Here is an 18708-nt window from a genome sequence, read left to right on the forward strand (position 1 = left end):
TGTTCCCATGCCAATCTTTATCGATCGCCGCCTCAATCCCAAGGACAAGAGCCTTGGCAATCGTCAGCGCTTCCTGCGTCGGGCGCGCGCCGAGCTGAAGCAGAGCATCCGCGACCAGATCAAGACGGGCAAGATCGCGGATGTGGATGCCAAGCATTCCGTCTCGATGCCGGTGCACGGCACGAGCGAGCCGACTTTCCGCGAGGCCAGGGACAGCGGCGGTCGCCATCACGTCCTGCCCGGCAACAAGCAGTTTGCGCCGGGCGACAGGGTCTCCAAGCCCAATCAGGGAGCAGGGTCAGGCTCGGCTCCGGGCTTGGCCGACTCGGAAGACGATTTCCGCTTCGTGCTGACCCGCGAGGAGGTACTCGACCTCTTCTTCGAGGATCTCGAGCTGCCCGATATGGTAAAGCTCAACCTCAAGGAGATCCTGATCGTCAAGCCGCGTCGGGCGGGTTTTTCGGTGAGCGGCTCGCCGACCAATATCAATGTCGGGCGCACCATGCGCAACAGCCATGGCCGCCGCATTGCCCTCAAGCGCCCGAAACAGGAGGAGCTGGACGCAATCCTCCGGGAATTGCAGGAGATCGATACCGGCGCGGCGGGTCCCGCAGCGCACCAGCGCATCGCCGAGCTGCGCGCGGAGCTCGACCGGCTGGAACGCCGGCGCCGGGTGATCTCCTATATCGATCCGGTCGACATCCGCTTCAACCGCTTCGACGCACAGCCGCTGCCGAACGCCAATGCGGTGATGTTCTGTCTCATGGACGTGTCCGGTTCGATGGGGGAACGGGAAAAGGACCTGGCCAAGCGCTTCTTCGTCCTGCTGCATCTGTTTCTGAAGAGGCGCTACGAGCGCACCGACATCGTCTTCATTCGCCATACCCATGAGGCGCAGGAAGTTGACGAGGAGACCTTCTTCTACTCGACTCAGAGCGGCGGCACCGTGGTCTCGACCGCCCTTGAGGAGATGCAGCGCATCATCAAGGAGCGCTATCCTTCCAATGAATGGAACATCTACGCCGCCCAGGCTTCGGACGGCGACAACATCGCCACCGATTCCGGGCGTTGCATCGCGCTGCTCGATGGCGAGATCATGCGCCTGTGCCAGTATTTCGCCTATGTCGAGATCATCGACGAGCGCGAGAGTCATATCTTCGGCGGCACCGAGAACGGAACCTCGCTCTGGCAGGCCTATGCGGCCGTTACCGAGCGTTGGCCGAACTTCCAGATGAGCCGCATCGCCAAGGCTTCGGACATCTATCCGGTTTTTCGCCAGCTCTTCACCAGGCAGCCCGCCTCGCAGGGCGGGTGAAAGGAGCGCCGATGCCCAAGCCGACGCCCAAGCATGCGCCCAACGCCGACTTGCTGTTCTCAGGCTCGGACTGGAACTTCAAGACGTTGTCGCGGGCCTATGATGCCATCGAGGCGCTGGCGGTCGAGGAGCTCAATCTCGACACCTATCCCGTGCAGATGGAGATCATCTCCTCCGAACAGATGCTCGACGCCTACTCGTCCGTCGGCATGCCGCTGATGTATCGACATTGGTCGTTCGGCAAGCATTTCCTCCATCAGGAGCTGATGTACCGCAAGGGTGGACGCGGGCTCGCCTATGAAATCGTCATCAACTCCAACCCCTGCGTCGTCTATCTGATGGAAGAAAACACCATGGCCCTGCAGGCCCTGGTGACGGCCCATGCGGCGCTCGGCCACAATCACTTCTTCAAGAACAATTATCTGTTTCAGCAATGGACGGATGCGGGCGCGATCCTGGGCTATCTCGATTTCGCCAAGGGCTTCATCACCCGCTGCGAGGAACGGCATGGCGTCGCTGCAGTGGAGGCCATACTCGATGCCGCCCATGCACTGATGGAACAGGGCGTGTTCCGCTATCGTCGCCCGCCCAAACTATCCTCGGAAAAGCAGCGCGAGGGGGTGCGCGAGCGGCTGGAATATGAAGAGCGCACCTATAATGATCTCTGGCGCACGCTGCCGCCCTCCAAAGGCGGCGACAGGCCCGACGATGCCAAGGACGGCACGCCCGAGCGGAAGAAAGCTCTCAACCTTCCCGAGGAAAACCTGCTCTATTTCCTGGAGAAAAACAGCCTGATCCTCGAGCCATGGCAGCGGGAAATCCTCAGGATCGTGCGTGTCATCGCCCAATATTTCTATCCGCAGCGCCAGACCCAGGTGATGAACGAGGGCTGCGCCACCTTCGTGCATTATACGCTGATGAACGCGCTGTTCGACCGTGGCCGGATCAGCGAGGGCGCCATGCTCGAGATCCTGCGCAACCATTCCAACGTGGTGTTCCAGCCGGGCTATGACGATCCCCGCTTTTCCGGGATCAATCCCTATGCGCTCGGCCTCGACATGATGCAGGACATCCAGCGCATCTCGACCGAGCCGACGCCGGAGGATCGCGACTGGTTTCCGGAATTCGCGGGCAACGGCAATTGGCGCGAAGTCCTGCTCGACGCCTGGGCCAATTACCGCGACGAGTCCTTCATCCGCCAATATCTGAGCCCGACGCTGATCCGCAAATGGCGGATGTTCGTCCTGTCCGATGCCGCCAACGAATCCTTCTACAAGGTCGCCTCGATCCACAATGAGCGCGGCTACGAGAATATTCGCACCGCCCTCGCCCATAGCTACGATATCGGCGCCAACCGCTCGGACATCCAGGTCGTCGACGTGGATCTGCTGGGCGACCGGCATCTGCGCCTCCAGCACAAGGTCAATGACGGCATCGTGCTGGAGCCCAACAGCCGCGACGCGACGCTGCGCCATATCCGCAGCCTCTGGGGCTATGAGGTGAGCCTGGAAGGCATCGACGCCCGCACGGGAAACAGGATCTATGAATGTTCGACCCGCCAGGTAGGCGGGTGAACTGGTCGCGGCCTGACACGCGAGGCATGCCTTCAGGGCCTGCCCGGCTCCAGCGTGATGCGGGCCTGCCGCGCCGTGACGGCACCATCCACGCCATAGCTCGCGCTCCATTCGAAGCGTAGGCCCTCCTCCACCCGCGTGACATCCAGATCGAGGATGATGCCGGGCACCATGTCGAAATCTCTGCACTCGATGGTACTCACACCGTCCAGGGCGAAGGTGACGACGGCATGTCTGTCGGTGATCAGATGGCCTTGGTCATCGACCTTGTCCGTCAGGATCCAGGCATGGATGCGCATGAGCACCTGCCCCTTGCCGAAGAAGGCGATCTCCAGCAAATAGCCATCGCGGAAGCTCGGTACCCGGCCGAACCAGGCGAGCAGTTCCTCCCCACCGGGCAACTCGTGCAGGACTGAAGCGGGTGCGGTCATCGGCTCACGCAAGATCATCGGGCGTTTCGGATTCGTTGCGAAACGTCGCGAGTTCTCCCAGAAGGTCGACCAGCTGATCGATGCGCTCACGGCCGAAACGCTCTTCCAGCACGGCATAGATCTTGCGGCTGTCGGGCAGGACTTCGTGGATGACGTCTTCGCCGGCGGGCGCGAGCTTCAGGAGCACGCGGCGCCCGTCGCCCTTGTCCTTGTGCTTGGAGATGAAGCCGCGCTCCTCCAGCGAACGGATCATGCGGGTCAGGCTGGGCGCCAGGATGAAGGCGCGATCGGCGACCTCGGAGGCATCGAGCGTGCCAGCCTCGTTCAGGACACGCAGCACGCGCCATTGCTGTTCCGTCACGCCGTGATTGGCGAGCATGGGGCGAAAATGGCTCATGACGGCCTCGCGCGCCCGCAGGAGCGCGATCGGCAGGGAACGCCGCGTTTCCTTCAACCTTGCTTCCTCGATCACCGGCAGCGCTTCCTTCACTTCATCCATGCATCGTCCCCCGATAGCGGCTCAGGGAATTGAGCACTACTCGCATACATCGACGTTTGATCAAACCGTCGGCGATGGTTCTTTCGCCGCCCCCAGATGGGAAGGTTGCACCTGCCCGGCGCGCCATTGGCCCGGCGGCGCGCCGGCGTGCTTGCGGAAGAAGCGCGAGAAATAGGCTGGATCACGAAAGCCGATCTCATAGGCGACGTCTTCGACCGAGCGAATGGTGAAGACCAGGAGGCGCTTGGCCTCGATCAGGCGCCGCCTGTCGATGAAGGCCTTGACGGACAGGCCATGGGAGGTGCCGCAAGCCCTGGCGAGCAGATGCGGCGTGGTGCCGAGCGCCGCGACATAGCGCTCGACCGGCCAGGCATCCCGGAAATGCCGGTCCACCAGGCGCCGGAAGGCGAAAGCAAGGTCATGGCCCTCGCGTTCGCCGGTACGGCCGGTCCGGCCGAGCAGGGCGATGTCGTTCATCGCCACGGCCAGCAAGGCTGCCAGGGGTGCCCCCTGCCCCAGCTGATACTCCTCGAGCAGCCGCTGCATGGTCGCGGCCAGAGAAGGCCAGAAACGGCTCTCGGCCTGTCCGCGCACCATGAGCGGCTCCTCGATCGGCAGGGCCGAAAGCGCAGCGATCGGCGGCAGCGCACTGTCGGCAATCGAGGCGACGACGGCATCGCTTTCATCCGGCGCGACAGTGAAACCATGCACCACGCCGCTGGGAATGAAGCTGACAGCTGGTGCGATAAAGTCCAGCCGCCGATCTTCGATGAAATATTCGCCCCGGCCCCTGCTCCAGAAGGTGATCTGAGCCATCCTGTCATGTTTATGAGCGGAAACCTGGCCTGAATGCAGTGATCTGCGCTCCATCACCGTTTCCACATGCAAAAACCCAAGATCGATCGGGCGATCGGGCTCGCCATAGACGAAGAAACTGGGAACCTGATGAGCCATCAGCGCCGCCGAAAAAAGTACAAGCGATTTTGCCATTCTGTCCATGGCACACGCCGCCGGCAAGGCCTAGCCTCACCTCAACGAACATCAGGGAGGACGGCGATGCGATCAGAAGATTTTCGCGCCGATACAAAACGACCCTTCACGGGTGCCGAATATCTCGCTTCGCTGCGCGACGGGCGCGAGCTCTACATCAATGGCGAACGGGTAGCCGATGTCACCGCCCATCCGGCCATGCGCAATTCGGCGCGCTCGCTGGCCCGGCTCTACGACGCCCTGCATGACGAGAAGACCAAGCCGATCCTGACCGCGCCGACCGACACGGGCTCGGGCGGCTACACCCACAAATATTTCCGCGTCGCGCGCTCTTCGGCCGAATTGGTGGCGCAGAAGGACGCCATCACCCACTGGGCCCGCATGACCTATGGTTGGATGGGCCGCACCGCCGACTACAAGGCGGCGCTGATGAACACGCTCGGCGCCAATGCCGACTGGTACGGCCCCTTCAGGGACAATGCGCTGGCCTGGCACAAGCGCGCCCAGGAAGCCGTGCTGTTCATGAACCATGCCATCGTCAACCCGCCGATCGACCGCCACAAGCCGGCCGACGCGGTGAAGGACGTCTTCGTCCACATCACCAAGGAGACCGATGCGGGCATCTACGTCTCCGGCGCCAAGGTGGTCGCCACCTCCTCCGCCCTCACCCACTACAATTTCCTCGCCCAGAGCTCGGCCACCGTCACCGAGGACCCGTCCTTGTCCGTGATGTTCATCCTGGCGATGAACGCGCCAGGGGTGAAGATGTTCTGCCGGACCTCCTATGAGGAAACCGCCAACCGCACCGCCCAGCCCTTCGACTATCCGCTCTCCTCCCGTTTTGACGAGAACGACGCCATCCTGGTGCTCGACAATGTCTTCGTCCCCTGGGAGGACGTGCTGGTGCTGCGCGATGCCGGCAAGATCCTGTCCTTCCATCCCGCCTCCGGCTTCATGCATGGCTATTGCTTTCAGGGCTGCATCCGCTTCGGCGTGAAGCTCGATTTCCTCGCCGGCCTGCTCGCCAAGGCCCTGCGCGCCACCGGCGGCGATGCCTTCCGCGGCAACCAGGCCATGCTCGGCGAAGTCATCGCCATCCGCCACCAGTTCTGGTCCTTCGCCAATGCCATGGCCCACAACCCCATTCCCTGGGCTGATGGTGCCGTGCTGCCGAACCTGGAAGCGGCGCTCGCTTACCGCACCTTCATGTCGGAAGCCTATCCCAGGGTGATCGACATCGTCAGGCGCACCATCGCCTCCGGCCTGATCTATCTGCCCTCTTCGGCCCGGGATTTCGCCAACCCCGAGATCGACCGCTACCTCGCCCAATATGTGCGCGGCTCCAACGACATGGGCCATATCGAGCGCATCAAGATCATGAAGCTCTTATGGGACGCGACGGGCACGGAATTCGCCGGCCGCCACGCTTTGTACGAGCTCAATTATGCCGGCGCACCCGAGGAAGTCCGCTTGCAGGTGCTCAAGGGCGCCGAGCGTGGCGGACGCCTTCGGGAGATGGAAGCCCTGGTCGACCAATGCATGGCCGATTACGACGAGAAGGGCTGGACCGGGCAGACCTGGCTGCCGCCGCTCGGCGAGGTCAGCCCGGCACGCGCCGCCGCGGCCGAGTGAGGCCGCCGCCATGCCCGATCCCGTCTCCCGGACCCACTTTCGCGACGCCATGGCGCGGGTCTGCGCCAGCGTCAACGTGGTCACCACCAATGGCAGCGCCGGGCGCGGCGGCTTCACCGCCACCGCCATGTGCTCGGTGACCGACGAGCCGCCGACCCTGCTGGTATGCATGAACAGCCGCTCGGCCCAGACCGGCGTCTTCATCGAGAACGCCCGGTTCTGCGTCAACGTGCTGACACCGGACCACCAGGACCTCGCCGGCTATTTCGCCGGCCAGCGCGCCGACATGGACGCCCGCTACGCCGCCGCCGACTGGATCGACCTCCCCTCCGGCAACCAGGCGCTGGCCGACGCCATCGTCTCCTTCGACTGCCACCTGATCGACCGGCATCTGGTGGGCAGCCACCACATCTTCATCGGCGAGGTCGTCGACATCCGCAGCCGCAAGGACGGCCACGCCCTGCTCTATTTCGACAGAGGCTACGCGCATGTGTTGGGACAGGCGGGGAGCTTTGGAGGCTAGAATATCGTCGACAAAAAATGTAATTACTTTTAATTTGGATTGAATTTCAAGAAAAAATCACGAATACTATATATCCAAATATCGAATCTTACTCTCATATTGACATGACAGTCTCGGCTCTTTGCGTCATAACCCGTCAAATTTGATAATTTCCTTTTGGAAATTTTGAAAATAAACATCAATTGTATTAATTGTTATTTTCTATAATAATAATACATTTTCAGAAATTCTATTCTCTTTTTCAATGAACATCCTAATCCGGCGATACTTATTGGGGGTCCCATCTTTGGGGGATATACTGATCAGCGCCTTGGCATAATATAGCGGGATCCGGCAATGAGCTGCCGGGCAAGGATCCCTGAGCCATCCGCCTTTGGCTGCATGCAAGAGCTGACGGCGAATGACTTGAAACAGGGCACGGTGTCAGGTCGCGCGGACGTTGGCAACTTGCCGTTCGCGGCGAGCTGTTCTTCCGGGATGTGCGTGCGAGCGCAAAATATAGAGGCACAATCATGCCCGCGTTTTTCCAGGAGGTTTTTGCACGTGCCGGCGTCGACGACGACGCCAAGCCGCATCCTGATGCGATCGCGGCCCTGGGCAATTCGAGTTTCGTGCGACTGGTCGGTGGAAGCGGCCTGCGCCTGGATACACCTCGAACACTGAGTGTGGAGGGCTTCGTGCAGGCACTGCACTCGCTGTCCGCCACCCGCGTTCTCGGTTTCTTCAACCCGCATTAGAACGATTGTTCCCGCCCGCTCGCCGAGCGACGGGCAAGGACCGATCGTTCTGCACAGCAACGCATTTGTGGAGCGAACATGACCGAACAATACATACCCGGCGTCTGGTCGAAGCGTTACGAACAACTGTCCACACCTCAGCGCGACTATGTGTCTGGAGAGGCCGATCGGCGGTTTCGAGCGCGCACCGGCATCTCGCGCAAGCTCGACCCGAAGGCGGACCACAATCTGGTCGTCCAATGGCTTCGCATCCGCGACGAGGTCCTGGCGCAGCTCGTGGGCAAGGGAACCGATCCGAACAAGACAGGCGACGGCCTGGCCCTCTGGCTGCCAGCGCCGATGAAGAACTTCGCGTTCTTCCTCCTCTATAATTACGACGTGGGCAGCGACGCGCCCAAGCCGCTGCACCTGAAGGCGATCGACGGCGTGATGCGCCTGTTCATCAAGGCGCATGCCGAGCTCAGGATCGGCGTCGAAGGCCATGCCAGCCGGACCGGCGGAGAGAGCTATGACAACAATGGCCTCTCCGAACGACGCGCGGCAAACATCGACAAATATTTGCGCAAGCTCGCCGGCTCATCGGCAAAATTCTTCACGTCCGGCGGCTCCGGCGCCAAGCAGCAGGTGTCCGCCAATCCGTTCTATCGCGATAGCTGGCCGCACCTGGAGTCTCTCGACGAGGACGAACGCGACCGCTCGGTGGTCGTCACCTTCCAGTGGCAACCGCCCGGTGTCCTGGATGCCCTCGATCAACCCAATATCGATTGGGACAAGGCGTTCGATCAGGCCGCACCCTACGCAGCCTTTGCCTATGTCAGCACCATGGGGCTCAAGATCGCCTCCGACAATCTGTCGCCCATTCAGCTGGGCGGCGTTCCGGTGCCTTGGAACCCCTATACAGGCTGGCCGACGAGCTGGACGACCGGCAATCCCGACGCCGATCAGGTGATGCAGGCGATGGGCAAGATGATGATCGACAACATCGAGGCAGCCGCCGCCAGGAAGGGCTACAAGATTACACGCGACGACATCATCGGGCACTATCAGGATTGGCTGAAAAACCCGAAGAATAAATGGGTCAATCCGTGAGGCGGCACCTATCCTTTTTGGGAGACCGGCGAACCGCCGGTCTTGCTGAGTTGCGTGAGCAGCGGTCAGCCGGAGATGATTTCGTAGTATAGAATCTGGGCCTCGCTGAGGGATGATCGCACACCGGGCGATATCAAGCCGGAGCCGAAGAGCAGAACGTCTTCGCGGCGCACGAAGACTTCAAGATCCGTCCCCGTCGACATGAAGGTGCCCGACGAGCTTCGCTCGGCAAGCTTGGCCCTGCCGTTCGAAATGGTGAAGGTCGCGTGATGCCTGGAGACCCAGGGCCGCGGCACGACGATATCGCACTCCGGGGACCGGCCGATGGTCACGGATTCGTTGTTGCGGCAGGATCGCAGCTGATCGCCATATCGGATGACGAGGTTGAGGTGCCGTACCGGGCCGGCAAGCCTGTCGAAAACCATGCTCTGGCGGGCAAGCTGCGTGCTGAGCGCCACATCGTCCTCCCGCAGGGTATAGACATCGAAGGGCTCCTGCTTTCCCTTGAAGGCCATGCTGTCGAGGAGCCGCAAGGCATTGCGGCTTTCCGGAATAAGCGCTTCGAAGAAGCTCTGGCTGACCAGCACTTCCCCGGGGTTTGCCGTGGTGGACAATCGCGCTGTGACATTGACGACGTCGCCGAAGATGTCGCCCCGCATTCGAATGACTGCGCCGAAATGCAATCCGATCCTGGTCCTCAACGCCCCATTCGTCAGCTGGCTGCTGATCTGGCGGACAGCCTTCAGTGCCGCCTCCGGCCTTTTGAACAGGCTTAGGACGTCATCGCCCTTCGAGTGAATGAATTCGCCGCCATATCGGGCGGTGATCGCGCGTACCGCATCCAGGCAGTCCGAGATTTGCCGCAAGGCGCCGACATCGCCGACGCGTTCATAGAGCGGCGTGCTCCCCACGACATCGACCAAGAGCACTGCAGCTAGAATTCTCTCCTGATCCATCACGCGCATCCGCCCCGAGAACGCAGCACCACATAGTATACCAAAATCGACCCTGGTTTCATTCCTTGAAGTCCATGAGGCTGCTGTTGGCAAGTGGCGGAAGGACTTCATCGCACGATGAGCCGTTGCCGAGCTGCAGGTGTGGCGGTGGCGACTATCCGCCCTAGCTGCCGAAGGATATTTCGACCCGGCAGGCCCTCGTGCTTGATACTGCCGATATTTGGTTCCACATCTTCCGGGATGAGAAACGATCAGCAGGATCAGCGATGGTGGAAGTGGAGCCTGCTGGCCTCCCTTCTCCTCAATTTGCTGGTCGCCGCGCTCATCCTGCCGAGATCGCTGGTGTCACCCCTGAAGGAAGAACAGACGGTAACGGTCGACTTGGTACAATCGGTCGATCCGCCCCCAAAACCAAAGCCGAAAGCCGAAGCTCCGCCGCCGGCCAGCCCCGCACAGCCGCCGGCCGAAAGTGAGGCGAAACCACCGTCATCCAAAGCGACGAGCGAGCGGCAGGCGACGCAGCCGGTCATGAAGCCGGTGTTTCTTTTTGGCGACAAGGATCGTGGACCTCGAAGGGCTAGGGATGGCAACAGCTCCGCAAACGGTTCTGCCTCGCCTCCGGGCCGCCCCGATCCGGCGCAAACAAGTGAGCCGAAACCGCTGCCCGTGATGACGGCTACGGCCGATCCCGCTCCCCAGGATGTCGCGACAAAGACACCGGCCGCGCCAGCCCAGATCAACGCTCAAGCCCAAAATCAAGCTCAACCAAATTCCAGGCTTCCTGAAGCCAAGACCTTGTTTTCGCAGGAGACAACCAACGACATCAACGCAATGCTCGCGATGGGAAGCATGTCTCGCGGCGAGCGGGCGGGCCAGCTTTGCGTGACGGAACTCCACGAGCAATTGCTGCATGCTTCGCCCTCCTATGTCCCCGATATGCTGCCTCGCGAACTGCTCGAGCAAGGGAGCGTGCTCGAGGACTCCAAGGCGGCGTTCGCCGCCAATTCGCAATGGTACGATCTGAGCTATCGCTGCGAAGTCGATGCCAAGGCGACGAAGGTAATCGCCTTCGCCTTCCGGGTCGGCAATCCGGTCCCGCGCAGCGACTGGAAAAGCCGCGGGCTCCCTTCGCCATAAGCGAGGCATGAAGCGCGCGGCTTGGCCCCGGACGCCGCTGCCATGATCTGCAGAACTTTCTCGGAGTTCGGCGAAAGTCGATTGCGGGCCCGCGAGAGATCACCGATTTTGGTGCATGGCAACCGGCCGCGCGAAGGCCCGAGCTTGCCAATCGGACCATGTAAGGGCAATTTCAGCCCAGCGAGACATTCGGCGGCCATGCCGCTGTCTTCTCTGGTCGGGCAATGGGACAAGGGAACGCGAAGATCATGATCATGGACGGTGGGATTGCCGATACCGGCGAGATGGACGAGGCCGCCAAGCCCGGGCTCGGATCGGGACTTCTCAGCCGCCGGTCGTTTCTGGTCGGCTCGGCTGCCGGTCTCGGCGCGCTGGGGCTGGCCGGCTGTGCGACGTCAGGCGGCATGAGCCGGGCCGAGGCGGCGAGGCTCTATGCGGCAGTGCCCGAGGAGAAATTCCCGATCCCGGCGGTCGATGTCAGCAAGATCGACCCGAAATATTATCGCCGAAAAGTGCAGTACCCCAGCAAGGAAGCGGTCGGCACGATCATCGTCGATCCGAGCAAATATTATGTCTACCGCATCGAGGGAGAGGGGATCGCCACCCGCTACGGCGCCAATGTCGGCCGCCAGGGCTTCCTCTGGCATGGGGATGCCTATGTCGGGCGCAAGGCCGAATGGCCGGTGTGGACGCCGCCCAAGGAGATGATCGCGCGCCAGCCGGAGGCCGCTAAATATGCCGGCGGTATGCCGCCCGGCCTCAACAACCCGCTCGGCGCCCGCACGCTCTATCTCTATCAGAACGGCAAATACACGCTCTACACTCTCTACAGCACCATCATTCCCCAGTCGATCGGCTCCGGCGTTACGAGCGGCTGTACCGGCCTGCTCACCCAGGACATGCTCCACCTCTACGGCCAGACGCCGGTGGGGACGAAGGTGGTCGTGTTGCCGGCCTGAGGCGGGAAGCTGCTGCCTGCAGCAGAGTTCTGATATGCGCGAACCTTGTCATTGCCGGGCTTGACCCGGCAATCCAGCCTCTTGCCGGTGTTTGTGGATGGCCGGGTCAAACCCGGCATGACAAATCGCAGAACCTGCCGAAAACACGCCGGAGCGCCCCCGCAAAACCGGGCGCTATGTCCAGGCGTTGAGGTCGCTGACGAGTTGCCTGTCCAGCTCCAGGCTTTCCAGGCCGCTGGAAAGCAGGATGCCGCCGCGATTATGGTGGCCGCTGCCGCCCAGATTGCGCTTGTGGTGCAGGAAGTGACCGACCTCGTGCGCCATCACGCCGATGAAGGCCTCGCCATAGTCGAACACCCCCGGATTGCCCCGGTCGACGACCACGCAGACCTGCTCGTCCGGCAGGAACTGCCCCGCCGCCTCGCTCGCCATGGCATCGTAATCGCCGACGAGAAAGCAGGTGAGATCGGCGCCATCCTGCTTGAGCGGCACGATGTCCTGGCGGAAGACATCCCGCATGATCTTCGGCCCCAGGGCCTTTTCCACCATGATCCAGTCGGCGCCGGCCGGGGTGAAGAAGATGTTGGTCTGGGCCCCGAAGATCCAGTTCAGCCGGGTGAGGAACCAGGGCGCGTCATCCGGCTTGAACTTCGTGGCGTTGACGACCTTGCCCGCCTGGTCGAAATGCCTGAGGAACTTGAAGGCGAGCGAGTAGCTCTTGCGTGGCATGATGGCGACGTCGAGCTTGATGACCGTGCTGCCGCGCGTGCCCGTCAGCGGGGGAATGCCGGTCCCCTTGGCCTGAACCTTGAGGGCGCGTGCCCCGGCCTGCGGCCGTATGGTGCCATAGAGCGCGGTGCGCAGGCGCAGCAACTGATCGTCGCGCTCCTGGCTTTGCTGCTTGCCGTAGCGGGTGTCGACATAATCCTGGGCAATGCGCTCGACCTGCTCGACGCTGATATCGTCGATCTGCAGCCGGGCCTTGTCGTAGGCCAGGTGAACGCCTTGGGCATCGCGCAGGCAAACCAGATTGAAGCCGCCCTCCGGGACCACCAGGAAGTTTTGGGCGGCAAACACACCGGAATATTGCAGGAACTGCACGAAACTCGCCATGACGTTCCCCAGCCTCGATCCGCGATGATGCCGCGCCCGGCATGACTATGAGCCATCATTGCTGTCGGGCCTGGTGAACAATATAACGGAAGTCAGCTTTGCGAGGCAATCGACTGGCGCCGGGCGTCAGAACCGCCAGTTGAAATTCGCCTTGAAGGCATGCTGCTGGGCTGAAGCGGCGAGCTGCCCATCATAGGAAAGACCGAGGGTTGCGGCGCGCGAAAGCGCCACGTCGATGCCGGCTTCCACCACTGCCGCATCGCGGGCAATCGGCACGGCCGCCACAGTGAAGGCGTTGCCGACGGAGAAGGCTTGGGTCGAGAGCGGCGTGGTGGTGCCGAAGGCGTGGCGCCAACCGAGCGAGCCGCGCAGCGTGGCGGTGGTGCCGCCGACATCGATATTCGTCGCGGCCCTCAAGCCGAGGGTCGAGAAATAGGTATCGGTGGCCTGGCCATCGGCATGGAGCGCGGCCGCCCCGCCCTGCTCGGTGAAGGAGCCCGTGTCGAGGCTGACATAAGCGAGATTGGCGAACGGCTCCAGCGACGCATAGGATGTATCCACCCGATAGCCAAGATCGCCGAAGGCCTGGAAGGTGCCGGCGCGATAATCGCCCTTCAGGCTGTCGACGAGGCCGGGAATGACGACCGAGCGGCTGGTGTCGATGTCGTGCCAAGTGTAAGCGAGGCCGGTGCGCAGGCCGAGCCGACCGCCCGGCACGCTCCAGCTCGTGCCGCCATAGAGGCCAAAATGGTAATTGTCGCTGGTGCCGGAAGAGGCACGATCCCGGGCCTTGAAGTCGCTGCGGCTGTAGCCGGCGAGCACGCCGAAGCGCCAGGTCTCGAAAACCGGCATGTCGGCGCCGACGAGGAAGCCGCCGGTCGAGGTCGAGAGCTTGGCGGCATTGCCGTTGCTGTCGATCCGGCCCCAGGCGCCGAAGCCCTGGCCCCAGACGGCAAGCCGATCGGCGGTGGGCGAAGCCGCCTGCGGACCGCCCGCGCCATAGACGGTGACTGGCAAGGACGAAGCGCCGACATCGCCGAAGGCGGCGCGGATACGGCCGGTGGCGGCATCGCGAATGAAGCGGCTGTCCTCGATCAGCACGCTCTTGGCGGAAGCATGGATCTCGCCGGAAAGCTGGTCGAAAGCCGCGCGGATCAGCGCCTTGTCGTCGGGCAGAAGGGCGATGGCATCGTAGACCGGGTGACCTGCGGCCAGCCCGATGCTCTCGATGCCGCCGGCCGTCGCCCGCTGGTTGCGGGTCTGGCCGACGCTGCTGAAGTCGATGAAATTGCGCTTGAGGTTGAGATCGACGGTGCCCGCCCCATAATCATAGGCGAGTTCCGGGGTCAGGAAGGCGAAATCGGTGGTGACGCTGTCAAAGCTGCCCGACAAGGTGCCGTCGGCGGACAGGATCGTGTAGCTTGAGCGCAGTTTGTAGGCACCGTCAGCGCCGATATGGGCGACGGAGCCCCCCTTCAGCGTGGCATTGCCGGTGACATGGACGAGATCGGCATCCGTGCCGGCGGGATCGACCTCCACGGCAAGATGCGAGCCCGCGTCGAAGACGAGATTGCCGTTGACGGTGAAAGTACCGATGGAGTTGCCCGGCGCGAGCGTGCCGCCGGAAGCGATGGTGATGACGGAACCGACGCCGGAACCGACAGTGCCATGGCCGCCGAGCAAGGCGCCATCCTCGACGTTGAGCGAACCGCCGAGCACGGCACTGGCATGGCCGGCGTCCGAGCCGACGATCAGCTCGCCGGCGGTGACGTCCGTCGTCCCGGCGAAGGTCGAACTGTCGCCGTCATAGAGGAGCGTGCCCGAGCCGGCCTTGATGAATTTGCCGTTGCCCAGGAGGGAGCCGCCATAGAAGGCGTTCGCCGTCTGGTCGAAGGTGAGGGAAGCGCCGGTGACGATCTGCGCCCTACCGCCGAAGCGTTCGGCGGCGCTGGTGAGGTTGCCGGCCTCAATCGCCCAGTCGAGGCTGGAAACGCCCGTGAGGGTGAGGCTGCCGGTTCCCCGCTTATCCATGACACCGGAGGTCCCATCGAGGCCGACGATATCGCCGGCAAAGCTGGCATCGGTGGTCTGGTCGAACACGACGATCCCCGCATTGCCGATATTGCCCGAGATCGAGGCGGCATTGCCGATCAGCCCGCCCTCGCGCACTAGGGTGTTGCCATAGGCATTGCCGGCATTGTCGAGACGCAGGATCCCGCCTCCGGTCTTGAGCAGGTCGCCCGGTCCCGAGACGGCACCGGTCAGGCCCAGCACGGTATGGCCGCCGACATTGAACTCGCCGACCTGCGCCAGCGTGATGGCGCGAGCCATGTCGAAGGTCTGCGTCGTCGCCAGCTTGCCACCGTTGAAAATCAGGCTGCCGGAAGTCGCGCCGAGATTGGCGTCAGCCGAGATCTGCAGCGTACCGTTTCCGATCTCGGTGCCGCCCGTATAGGTGTTGGTGCCGGCCAGGATGGTCGTACCGCTGCCGGTCTGCCAGAGCCCGCCAGAACCGGAGATCACGCCGGACAGGGTCAAGGCGTTGGAGCGGTTGACGGCGAGCAGGCCGTCATTGGCGATATCGCCGAGAACCGAGCCGGTGGTGCCGCCATTGCCGAGTTGCAGCGTGCCGTCCTCGATCCGGGTCCCGCCGCTGTAGCTGTTGTCGGCAGCGAGGATCAACCGGCCATAATCGGTCTTGACCAGCTTGTTGGAGCCGGTGAGCTCGGAGGCGATGGTCGCCGTCATGGCACTCGCCGGATTGCCGTCGCCGACGCGGATGATGCTCTCGCCCTGGGGCGCCGCGAGGGCGATGGCATCGCCCTCGATACGATAGCCGTCCACGGCGAAATTCATGCCGGCGGACGCGATCGCGCCGGCGCTGGCGTCGACGCGGATAGTGCCGGCCGTGCCCTGGAAGACCGCGAAAGTCGGGTTGGGCTGATAGGGGCCATTGATAGAGCCGTCCTTGTCGGTCCAGTTGCGCCCGTCGGCGCGCCAGACGCCGCCGCCACCGTCCACAGCGCCATTGTTGCGCTGGCCGGCATTCTCGCCGTCCCAGAAACCGAGCGCCAGACCGGCGGTGGAGATGAGGTTGACCTGACCGGCGACCGAGGTCTGGATGGTCAGGTTGTCCGGGACGACACTGGCCGGCAACGTGCCGATTTCCAGCCCGTTGTCGGTCAAGCTGCCGCCGTAACCGATGAGGGTGTAGACGCCGGGGCCGAAGCCGCCCTGGTTGGTGACGTTGAGCGTGCCGTCGAGCGTGAGGTTGCCGCCGACCTGGAAGAGCGGTGTCGCCGAGGCCGAACCCAGGGCAACATTGACGTTCGTGCTGGAGGCGAGGTCGAGATTGCCGTCGATGGTCAGAGTCTTGCCGGCCGCGCCCGTCAGAACGCCGCCGGAGAAAACGAGATCGCCTTCGATCGTGCCCCGGCCGGTCACCGTACCAGAGCCGTAGACATCGACCCGACCGCCGAGCACGCCGTCCACGGTGAGGGTCCCGCCCGTGACTGAAGTGGGCGCGCCGAGCTGGCCGGCGATCACGAGATTGCCGCCGACCACACTGGCGCGGCCTGTGAAAGCGCTGCTGTCGCCCGTCAGCCGCGTCGTGCCCTGGCCGCGCTGCAGGATCCCGCCGCTGCCCGACAGGGTGCCATCCAAGGTCAGGTTGTCGGATCGATTGAGAATGAGAGCGCCGTTGACCGCCACATTCCCGACGATCGAGCCACCCGTGCCGCCATTGCCGAGCTGGAGACTCGTGCCGACGGCGATCGTCGTACCGCCTGTGTAGGTGTTGGTACCGGTAAGGATCTGGATACCCGCCCCCTGCACGACGAGGCCGCCCTGGCCGGTGATCCCGCCGCCGAAATCGACCGATGCGGCGGTGTTCAGGATCAGGGAGTTGCTACCCAGAGATACCGCGGTGCCGGAGACACCTGCGAGCGCGCCGATGGCCTGATCACCAGATCCAAGGCTGATATCAAAGGCCGCGCCAGGGCCCGACAGTGTCACGGTGCCATTGGCAGCAAGCCTGCCCGCGCCCGTAAGGGCTAGCGTACCTCCGGCTACGGTGGTGCCGCCGCCATAGGTGTTCTGCCCGGACAGACTCAATGTTCCGGTGCCTTGCTTCACGAGCCCGCCTGTACCGCCGATGGCCCCGCCATAGGTCGTGTTCAAGGCAGTGTTCGAGGTCAGGCTATTCGAGCCGAGCATGATCGTGGTGCCCCCATTGCCGGCGAAGGCGCCGATGGTCTGGTTGCCGCCCGAAGTGCTGATATCGAAGCTGCCGCCCGCTCCGGTGACGAACACATTGCCGTTCGCCGCGAGGCTGCCTCCGGCGCCGAGCGCGAGCGTGCCTTTCTCGATGGTGGTCCCGCCGCTATAGGTATTCGCGCCCGTCAGGATGGTGGTGCCGGTGCCCCTCTGCACGAGCGCCCCACTACCCGAGACGACACCGGACAGCGTCGAGGTGTCAGAACGATTGACGACCAATAGGCCGTTGTCCGTCACGTTCCCCACGATCGAGCCCGAGGTGCCGCCGACGCCGAGCTGCAATGTCCCGGCAGAGATGCTGGTGCCGCCTGTATAGCTGTTGTCGCCTGACAGCACGACCGTGCCGCCGCCCGTAGCCGTGACCTGTCCTGCGCCGGATATCACGCCTGAAATCGAAATATCGCCGTCGGTCGTGTCGAACGTCACCGAGGAGCCGGTGCCGAGTGTGATCGCATTGCTCACCACCGGCACACCGGCCTCCTGTGCGGCTATTGTCGCAGCAGCGTTGGTGATCAGCTGGATGTCGCCCACCAGCATCGAGGTGGACCACAGTTTCAGCGTATTGCCGATCCCGCCGAAGCGAATGGAGGCGCCATATGTCAGGCCATTGGCCTCGAGCCCACCACTGATCTTCCCATGATTTTGGATGGTGCTGTTGCCATTGGTCATCACACCGATGCCGGCTTCGGCGCCATTGGCGGCCCCACCGACAATATCCGTCCAGTTTACAAGGTTGACGCCGCCGCCGACCAGGTTGACGCCGGCGCCACTGTTGCCTCCGATCGATCCGCCCGTGCCGCTTCCGCCACCGCCCCCGACGATCGTTCCCAGGTTGACGATGTTTGTAGCGTTGCCGAAAACCAGCAGCCCGTCGCCACCGCCACCGCCGCCGCCCGGGTTTCCGCCACCACCACCATCGCCGCCATTGCCTCCCTGGATCAGCCCTTGGTTGCCGATGACGGTATTCGGCTGAATGGAGACCACGCCTGCGCCACCGCCGCCACCGCCACCGCCATTGCTTGCCGAGCCCGACGTTCCGAAACCGCCGGTGCCGCCATTGCCGCCACGGAGAGCCCCAATGCCCGAAACGCTGAGATTCGTTCCGATAATGTAGTTGCCGCCGCCGCCACCACCGCCGGATGAAAAATTGAATCCATTCGATCCCGGCGAGCCGTCGTCGGCTTTGACAGGAGTAGCCACAACCACGCCGTAAATAACCTGGCGCCCGCCGCCGGTTCCTCCCGCGCCGTCCCCTGCCCCACCGGCCCCGCCCTCGCCAGCATCCCCGAGCGTGCCGGGGATTTGCACCGTGGCGTCACCCGGCCCGAAGGCGGTGGCGTTGCCGCCACCGCCATTACCGGCCCCGCCGATGCCGCCACGATCATAGCCCGCACCGCCGGCAGCGTCGCAGGCGGTGGAGTCGACTGTACAGGCTCCGGCCCGAGCGGGGGCCGCCAGGCCGGTCACACCGAGCATCA

Annotated in this window: 14 protein-coding genes; 8 read left to right on the forward strand and 6 right to left on the reverse strand. The window is 63.3% G+C overall.

The features are described from left to right. Positions 1 to 7 precede the first annotated feature (7 nt). Both ACTJKX_RS07590 and ACTJKX_RS07595 read left to right on the forward strand, forming a co-directional pair. Positions 8 to 1315, forward strand: a complete 1308-nt coding sequence (locus ACTJKX_RS07590; RefSeq protein WP_394313640.1) for a YeaH/YhbH family protein — start codon at positions 8 to 10, stop codon at positions 1313 to 1315. Between the two features lie 11 nt (positions 1316 to 1326). After that, positions 1327 to 2889, forward strand: coding sequence for a SpoVR family protein (locus ACTJKX_RS07595; protein ID WP_367626002.1), 1563 nt, complete (start codon positions 1327 to 1329; stop codon positions 2887 to 2889). Positions 2890 to 2921: 32 nt separating this feature from the next. Here ACTJKX_RS07595 and ACTJKX_RS07600 read toward each other — a convergent pair whose 3' ends face one another. From ACTJKX_RS07600 to ACTJKX_RS07610, 3 genes are read right to left on the reverse strand one after another with little or no spacing between them, the layout of a single operon-like run. Next, positions 2922 to 3338 (reverse strand): hypothetical protein, encoded by a 417-nt coding sequence (locus ACTJKX_RS07600; RefSeq protein ID WP_394313638.1) that lies wholly within the window; start codon positions 3336 to 3338, stop codon positions 2922 to 2924. Continuing rightward, positions 3325 to 3819, reverse strand: coding sequence for a homoprotocatechuate degradation operon regulator HpaR (hpaR, locus tag ACTJKX_RS07605; RefSeq protein ID WP_311944012.1), 495 nt, complete (start codon positions 3817 to 3819; stop codon positions 3325 to 3327). The genes ACTJKX_RS07600 and hpaR overlap by 14 nt, the downstream gene beginning before the upstream one ends. Positions 3820 to 3879: 60 nt before the next feature. Then, complete coding sequence (locus tag ACTJKX_RS07610; protein WP_440724885.1) at positions 3880 to 4818, reverse strand: helix-turn-helix domain-containing protein; 939 nt, start codon at positions 4816 to 4818, stop codon at positions 3880 to 3882. A 57-nt stretch (positions 4819 to 4875) separates the two neighbouring features. Here ACTJKX_RS07610 and ACTJKX_RS07615 point away from each other — a divergent pair, with 57 nt between their 5' ends. The 4 genes from ACTJKX_RS07615 (at position 4876) to ACTJKX_RS07630 (ending at position 8790) form a co-directional block, all read left to right on the forward strand. Beyond that, positions 4876 to 6441, forward strand: a complete 1566-nt coding sequence (locus ACTJKX_RS07615; protein ID WP_440724886.1) for a 4-hydroxyphenylacetate 3-hydroxylase N-terminal domain-containing protein — start codon at positions 4876 to 4878, stop codon at positions 6439 to 6441. Positions 6442 to 6451: 10 nt separating this feature from the next. Next, entirely contained in the window at positions 6452 to 6964 is a 513-nt protein-coding gene (locus tag ACTJKX_RS07620) for a flavin reductase (protein ID WP_311944008.1), read from the forward strand. A gap of 512 nt (positions 6965 to 7476) precedes the next feature. Beyond that, complete coding sequence (locus ACTJKX_RS07625) at positions 7477 to 7701, forward strand: hypothetical protein (RefSeq protein WP_440724887.1); 225 nt, start codon at positions 7477 to 7479, stop codon at positions 7699 to 7701. Between the two features lie 78 nt (positions 7702 to 7779). Beyond that, positions 7780 to 8790 (forward strand): OmpA family protein, encoded by a 1011-nt coding sequence (locus ACTJKX_RS07630; protein WP_440724888.1) that lies wholly within the window; start codon positions 7780 to 7782, stop codon positions 8788 to 8790. 65 nt (positions 8791 to 8855) lie between these two features. Here the strand turns inward: ACTJKX_RS07630 and ACTJKX_RS07635 are convergent, their stop codons facing one another. After that, complete coding sequence (locus ACTJKX_RS07635) at positions 8856 to 9746, reverse strand: adenylate/guanylate cyclase domain-containing protein (protein WP_440724889.1); 891 nt, start codon at positions 9744 to 9746, stop codon at positions 8856 to 8858. Between the two features lie 240 nt (positions 9747 to 9986). Here ACTJKX_RS07635 and ACTJKX_RS07640 point away from each other — a divergent pair, with 240 nt between their 5' ends. Together ACTJKX_RS07640 and ACTJKX_RS07645 are read left to right on the forward strand one after the other, a co-directional pair. Further along, complete coding sequence (locus ACTJKX_RS07640; RefSeq protein WP_440724890.1) at positions 9987 to 10883, forward strand: DUF930 domain-containing protein; 897 nt, start codon at positions 9987 to 9989, stop codon at positions 10881 to 10883. Between the two features lie 248 nt (positions 10884 to 11131). Beyond that, the gene (locus tag ACTJKX_RS07645) at positions 11132 to 11842 is read left to right on the forward strand and encodes a L,D-transpeptidase (protein ID WP_440724891.1); all 711 of its coding nucleotides are present in this window, start codon (positions 11132 to 11134) and stop codon (positions 11840 to 11842) included. Between the two features lie 174 nt (positions 11843 to 12016). On the opposite strand, the gene ACTJKX_RS07650 is transcribed toward ACTJKX_RS07645, so the two are convergent. Both ACTJKX_RS07650 and ACTJKX_RS07655 read right to left on the reverse strand, forming a co-directional pair. Continuing rightward, positions 12017 to 12955 (reverse strand): hypothetical protein, encoded by a 939-nt coding sequence (locus tag ACTJKX_RS07650; RefSeq protein WP_440724892.1) that lies wholly within the window; start codon positions 12953 to 12955, stop codon positions 12017 to 12019. A 126-nt stretch (positions 12956 to 13081) separates the two neighbouring features. Further along, on the reverse strand, positions 13082 to 18697 hold the full coding sequence (locus ACTJKX_RS07655; protein ID WP_440724893.1) for an autotransporter domain-containing protein: 5616 nt from the start codon (positions 18695 to 18697) through the stop codon (positions 13082 to 13084). Between the last annotated feature and the right edge of the window lie 11 nt (positions 18698 to 18708).

The organism is Labrys sp. 22185, assembly GCF_052045555.1.
GTDB lineage: Bacteria > Pseudomonadota > Alphaproteobacteria > Rhizobiales > Labraceae > Labrys > Labrys neptuniae.